The 5,782-nt window shown below is 31.8% G+C and carries 6 protein-coding genes and 2 pseudogenes; 5 read left to right on the plus strand and 3 right to left on the minus strand.

Annotated elements, in window-relative coordinates; all coding sequences use genetic code 11:
* Nucleotides 1-250: pseudogene (locus BUA11_RS10190) on the minus strand (IS21 family transposase); the annotation flags it as partial.
* 102 nt (nucleotides 251-352) lie between these two features.
* Between BUA11_RS10190 and BUA11_RS10195 the strand changes: the two are divergent.
* The 5 genes and pseudogenes from BUA11_RS10195 to BUA11_RS10205 form a co-directional block, all read left to right on the plus strand.
* Nucleotides 353-1,213: pseudogene (locus BUA11_RS10195) on the plus strand (IS1634 family transposase); the annotation flags it as partial.
* A 383-nt stretch (nucleotides 1,214-1,596) separates the two neighbouring features.
* On the plus strand, nucleotides 1,597-2,586 hold the full coding sequence (locus BUA11_RS10390) for a YncE family protein (protein WP_218587323.1): 990 nt from the start codon (nucleotides 1,597-1,599) through the stop codon (nucleotides 2,584-2,586).
* Between the two features lie 80 nt (nucleotides 2,587-2,666).
* Nucleotides 2,667-3,197, plus strand: a complete 531-nt coding sequence (locus BUA11_RS10395; protein ID WP_218587324.1) for an NlpC/P60 family protein — start codon at nucleotides 2,667-2,669, stop codon at nucleotides 3,195-3,197.
* 173 nt (nucleotides 3,198-3,370) lie between these two features.
* Entirely contained in the window at nucleotides 3,371-3,673 is a 303-nt protein-coding gene (locus tag BUA11_RS10400) for a hypothetical protein (protein WP_218587325.1), read from the plus strand.
* Nucleotides 3,655-4,569, plus strand: coding sequence for a hypothetical protein (locus BUA11_RS10205; protein ID WP_218587326.1), 915 nt, complete (start codon nucleotides 3,655-3,657; stop codon nucleotides 4,567-4,569). The genes BUA11_RS10400 and BUA11_RS10205 overlap by 19 nt, the downstream gene beginning before the upstream one ends.
* A 346-nt stretch (nucleotides 4,570-4,915) precedes the next feature.
* Here BUA11_RS10205 and BUA11_RS10210 read toward each other — a convergent pair whose 3' ends face one another.
* Together BUA11_RS10210 and BUA11_RS10215 are read right to left on the minus strand one after the other, a co-directional pair.
* On the minus strand, nucleotides 4,916-5,521 hold the full coding sequence (locus BUA11_RS10210; protein WP_072761169.1) for an FMN-dependent NADH-azoreductase: 606 nt from the start codon (nucleotides 5,519-5,521) through the stop codon (nucleotides 4,916-4,918).
* Between the two features lie 114 nt (nucleotides 5,522-5,635).
* A partial coding sequence (locus tag BUA11_RS10215; protein WP_178137772.1) for an ATP-binding protein occupies nucleotides 5,636-5,782 on the minus strand: 147 nt, incomplete at its 5' end.

The following is a 5,782-nucleotide window of genomic DNA, read 5'->3' on the forward strand; positions in this document are numbered from 1 at the left end:
CATCTTTTGATTTTAAATACTCATAAACACCCTTGACTGTAACTCCTTTGATAGCAAGCTTTGATTTTATCTCATCATAGTATTTGTCCAATTTACTTGGTTTATTTCTATTCTTAGGTTTTCCTTCATAACCCTCATAATACTTTTTTACTGTTCTTCTGTCTATCCCATATATTCTTGCAAGTTCTGAAAAGTTAGGTTTCATTTTCATCGCCCTTATCATGTTTAAATGTGCTGTTAAGTTCTGCATTTGATATCCCTCCTCACTATGAGAAAGGATATCATATCAATGTACAATTTTGTACATCCTTATATTCCACTTTCAGTACATTTTTATTTTATCATTAACATGATGATAAAAGAAGCGGGATACGATTATGTAGTAGCAAGCAGATTAAAGAATGCAAGTAAAGAAGTTTTAGATGAAGTATTTGAGCAAGAAGGATATAAAAGGCTTGATGGAAAAAGTTGTTTGAATGCTGAAGAAATTTATGGGGATGAATTCAAATATAAGGTATTGGAAAGAACAAATGTTATTAAGGATGAAGAGGGTAAAGAGTTTAAAATAGAAGAGAATTTGATAATAACGTATTCAAGCAAGAGAGCTAAGAAAGACAAAGAAGACAGAGAGAGATTGGTATCAAAAGCCAAAGAGCTTTTAGAGAACAAAGGAAGTATAACAGCCTTAGAGAAAAAAGGTGCGAGGAAATATTTGAAGAAGAAATCAAAGTCAGAAGAATATGTATTGGATGAGGAAGCGATAAAACGAGATGAGAAGTTTGACGGTTATTATGCAATACAAACGAGCAAAAAGGATATGGATGTAGAAGAAGTATTAGGGGCATATCACGATTTATGGAAGATAGAACAGTCATTCAGAGTAATGAAAAGCTGTTTAGAAGTACGACCGATATATCACTTTACAGAAAGCAGAATAAAAGGACATTTTGTGATATGTTTTTTGGCATTTTTATTACAGAGGGCATTGGAATATATTTTGAGGAAAAAAGGTAAAGGAATAAGTAGTGAAAGGATAATGGAAGCAATAGATTCAATGAACTTTTTTGAAATAGAGATAAAAGGGAAGAAATATTTGATAAAGCAAAGGACAGAAGAAGGAGCTGGAGATATACTGAATGTGATGAAGATAAAGGGGCCGAAAAATTTCATCACATATGAGGAAGGCTTAGAATTTATTGGTATTAGCAAATGATGTAGTGACAAAATTGAGGTCCATATTTTGTCAATCCCAGTCCTCCCAAGCTTTTTGAGTTTCAAACTGACAAAGTCAAGAAAAAAAAAAAAAAAAAGAAAAAAACGAGTTTGACATGATAGAAATTGACAAAGTAAAATTAAGGTGAAAATGCCAAGGGGAATATTAATAAATATAGAGATTAGCATATATCTTTTCACAAATAAGATAGCTTATATGTAAACAGGATGTTGTACCATGAAATACAAAAGAAAATATTGTATTTATATTTATTATCATTATTTATTTCTTTGTTATCAAAAAATTCCAATTTACAATGGCATCAACCTCTCATGGGCGCCCATGAAGGGATGCAAAATAAAATAGGTAGGAGGAATGGGAATATGAAAAACCACAAAAAGATTTTATCATTTTTAATTACACTTACTTTAATGATAGTAAGCATTTTCTATTTTTCAACTCATAAAACTGCTGCAATTTCAGTTTCTGCTGTTCAAAAAACTGATTTTCCAAACTTCAAAACGATAGTAAATATTCCTGTTTCGGTAGATGGCATTGAATATACTGGCATTATAGGATATGGTTCACATGAAGGTCCTAATGCTTTTGATGTAAAAGGTGATAAAGTTTATGTTCTGGATAATGTTCATCACAGAGTACTCGTATACAGCAAAGAAAATGGTAATTTGATTAGAAGAATTAATATACCAAATGAACAATGGATTCACGGTATGGCAGTAGATAAAGAAGGAAAAATATATTTGTTTAATGCTGGTACAAATACTTTAATTACAATAAATAATGGAGTAGTTGATATCTCAACAAATAAAGAGCTGAGATTAGAGCCGTTTTACAAGTTTGATGTAAATGATAACGGTCCATTTGTTGTGCTTTCTGGTGATAAAATGAAAACGTGTTTTTTAGCTAAGGATATCAACAAAAACAAATTATATGTAGCAGAAGAAAGAGAAGGAGTATTTTCTTCTGATGGAAGTGTAAGCAAAGTAAACGCTTCTGCTTGTAAAGCAAGCATAGATACAGGTGATGCTTTTGAATTTCCAAGATGGTTTGTTAATGAAAATTGTGCTTATGAATATATTGGTAGAAGAGGTTTTATTCAGTTTTGGAAGATAACTAACGATTACGGTGAATGGATAGTCAAGTTAAATTCAAAAACACAGAATATTGAAGGACTTGTTAAGATTCCAGATGGTAAATATTATTTCCCGATACGTGATGCAGTACTTGAAGGGAATGACGTCTTTGTATTGGTGCCCTGTGAAAAGAATGTTTATGTATTAGAAGTTGATTCATGGATGACAAATGATCAGTATATCAAATATAAAGAATCATTGGGAAGTGAAAAAACTTAATTGAGAACAAAAACAGTGATATTCAGTTTAATGAGCAAACTAAATATATAAGTACCTCAAGTCTAAATAGAAACCAAATTATGTCTATTGCTTACCAGTACAATAATTACAAATGGTATTGTTCAAAACAGAATTTTGATGGTTCAAAAGTAGCAAATCCTAATTTGTGGAAAAGACCATGTTTTATAACCTCATATAATACTTACTATTATCAGGTTCCATATTGTTGGGGTGGAGGAGATTCTTTATCAGAGTTTGGGCAAAAAATTAATGAGGGTTATGCTGCAGGAAATGTTTATACAAGTAGTAGTGGTTATGTAGGAGGAACAACTGGGGTCGATTGCTCGGGTTTTGTTAGTAAATGCTGGATGTTGCCTTATAAATGGAGTACTTATGATATAATGAGATACTGTAAAAGTATCAGTTTTAGTGCCTTGCAACAAGGAGATGCTTTATGTAACAGTGGTCATGTTATGCTGTTTTATCAAAAGGATGCTTCTGGCAACTATATAGTATATGAAAGTACAACTGGAGGTTATGATCGAGTTATCCATCGTGCACGAAGCAAGTCTGAGGTAGAAGGTTCATATGGTGCGTATCAGTGTCCGTAGTTAATATGTATGTTATCAAATCAAAATACCTCCTTGTGGCTTTATCAAAAATTTGCCACAAGGGGGATTTTATTTATAGACAAAAAGACATAGGTTCAATTGTCAGCAAGACAGTTATAATAAGTGTTTGTATCAGAGAATTTTTATTAAAAAAATGAAAGGAGCAAAAAAGAATGAAGTTAAAAAACAAATTGCTTGTGCCCAAACTATTTGCTGTAATAGCTTGTTTTGCTGGGATACTTTTAGTTGGATTTTTAATAATTTACAGCCGTCAAAATATTGTAAAAATTGGATATGTAAGAATATTAGGAAATGAAAACATCAATGAAATTTATGGAAGAACATTGGAAGGAAGAGTAATTGATAGCCGTGGAAATGACAATTTGTTATTCAAATTTAAAACAGCAGATAGTGAGATTGATAAAAATTTTACGCTTTTTCCACGTCGATTTTTTGCATGGGAAAAAATCATATAGCTTACACAAACGACCTGAAAGAAATAATTGTTGTTAATTATAAAACCAGAAAAGAGGTGTATCGGCAAAAATTAAATGAAAGAATAGAATATATCAGCGTAAATAAAGAAAAAGAAGAATTTGTAATAGCGACAAGTAAAGCGTTGTATCTTTTGAGGAATAAAAATAAAGTAAGAGATGAAGATAACAATGAATTTTTATTAACACGTATAGCAGAAGGTAAATTTTGCTGTCCCTCTATTTCCTCTGATAGTAGATATATAGTGTGTGGTGAGTATGATAATAAAGAAAATGAGTTGGCTGTATCTCTTGTTATGTTTGATTTGTTGAACAAAACAAAGAAAAAACTTTTATCTGAGAAGATTGGCAATTTTTCTGTGAAAGAAGTATATAGAATAATATATTTTACAGCAATAAACAGAATCAATAAATGGATTGTATTACAATCAAGGACTCCTGCTGAACCACCATATGTATGGATTTCTGCAATTGATTTAAAAAGTGGTACGAAAAAAGAATTTACTGAAAACACAGGTTTGAGCAACTCACCGGGATGTTTTGTATCAGAAGATAAATATTTATTTACACAGGGTGAGCCAGAATATAGAGGATTTGGAGATTATTCTACTATAAATGATCCGTTTAAGTCAAAGCCGGTTATTCTTGACCTTAATACTGGAAAATTGGAAATTGTGAATGATGTGCCAAAAGACATTAATGTCTTCTGGCCAATATGTGGAAATGATAAATCAATTTATTTTATAGACAGGAACTATCAATCATTTGTGCTAAATAGAATTTATGATACGTGTATTTATAGGCTGAAAAATAAAAAAATTGAGTTATTGTTTAAGGTAAATGGTGGCATTGTAAGTTATGATGTAATTCCGAATTGAAATTTTTAAAGAAAATTTGGGAAGCATATTTACTTTTAGTCTTAAGCAATTAAAATTTTCTACATATAATAAAGTTTGAATATTGACGAAGTAGTCGAAAGCTCCAATAAATACTTAAAAAATAAAGAAAAAAACACACTTTTATAACCTATATGACAGTTTCGTATGGAGAATAATCAAAAAATTAAAATTTCAACCACCGAAACAAAGGAATACCGTCTAAAAGTAAAATTTTATAATTTCGTTGCTATGGGTAAAACACAATAAGAAACACTATATATTGCAAGAAAGGGGCTATCCAAATATCTTTTTGGACAGCCCCTACCTTGTTACCAGGAAACTCTATTTAAAACCTTTTTGCTAACTCCTCAGCCTCTTTCAATGCATTTGCGATAATCTTTTCTACATCCTCACCTACAATATCAAGCCGCTGAGCTAAAATTACCTGAAAATCCTCAACTCCCATAAAACCCAGAATGGTTCTTAGGTACCTGCTTGCCATTTCAAAGTCTGAAAATGGTGGTGTTTTGAAGTCACCGCCTGTTGCCATGATATGAACTGCTTTTTTGCCACGAAGAAGTCCCACGGCCCCCTGTTCTGTGTATTTAAAGGTTATTCCTGAGACTGTAATGTAGTCTATATACGCCTTGAGGATTGCAGGAATGCTCAAATTCCACATAGGTGCTGCAAACACGTACTTGTCAGCCTCAGCAAACTGATAAGCATACTTCAAAATAGGATGATGCTTTGAGGCCTCAGTCTTTGGACCAAAAACGTCAGCAATATCGTTTTCTGTTAAGAAATGAATACCTTCTTTGTAAAGGTCAAGTAGTACAATCTCATCCTGGGGGTGGTGCTCTTTGTACACCTTAATAAAGTGCTCAGAGATTATAAATGTCCTTGAGTTTTCGTTATTCTTTGGATTAGCTTTTATATACAAAAGCTTTGCCATTCTGAGTTCCTCCTTAAATAGATAATTTTCTTGATTATATTATACCCTTGTAAATGTAAATGTCAATATCAAAATGAACAAAAAATCGAAAATAAAAATGTACAAAAAATAAACTTAGTTTTGCTGGTTTGTGTTGCTAAAATATACTGTTTTTGACTGCAATCTGTATGAAGGACCTTTTATGAAAATCACGTAAGAATGATGGAGTAGCCTATCCAAAATTGCATTTGCTATCGTCGCTCCACCAAATATCTCTCCCCA

Origin of the sequence: Fervidobacterium gondwanense DSM 13020 (genome assembly GCF_900143265.1) — a bacterium.
Classification (GTDB): domain Bacteria; phylum Thermotogota; class Thermotogae; order Thermotogales; family Fervidobacteriaceae; genus Fervidobacterium; species Fervidobacterium gondwanense.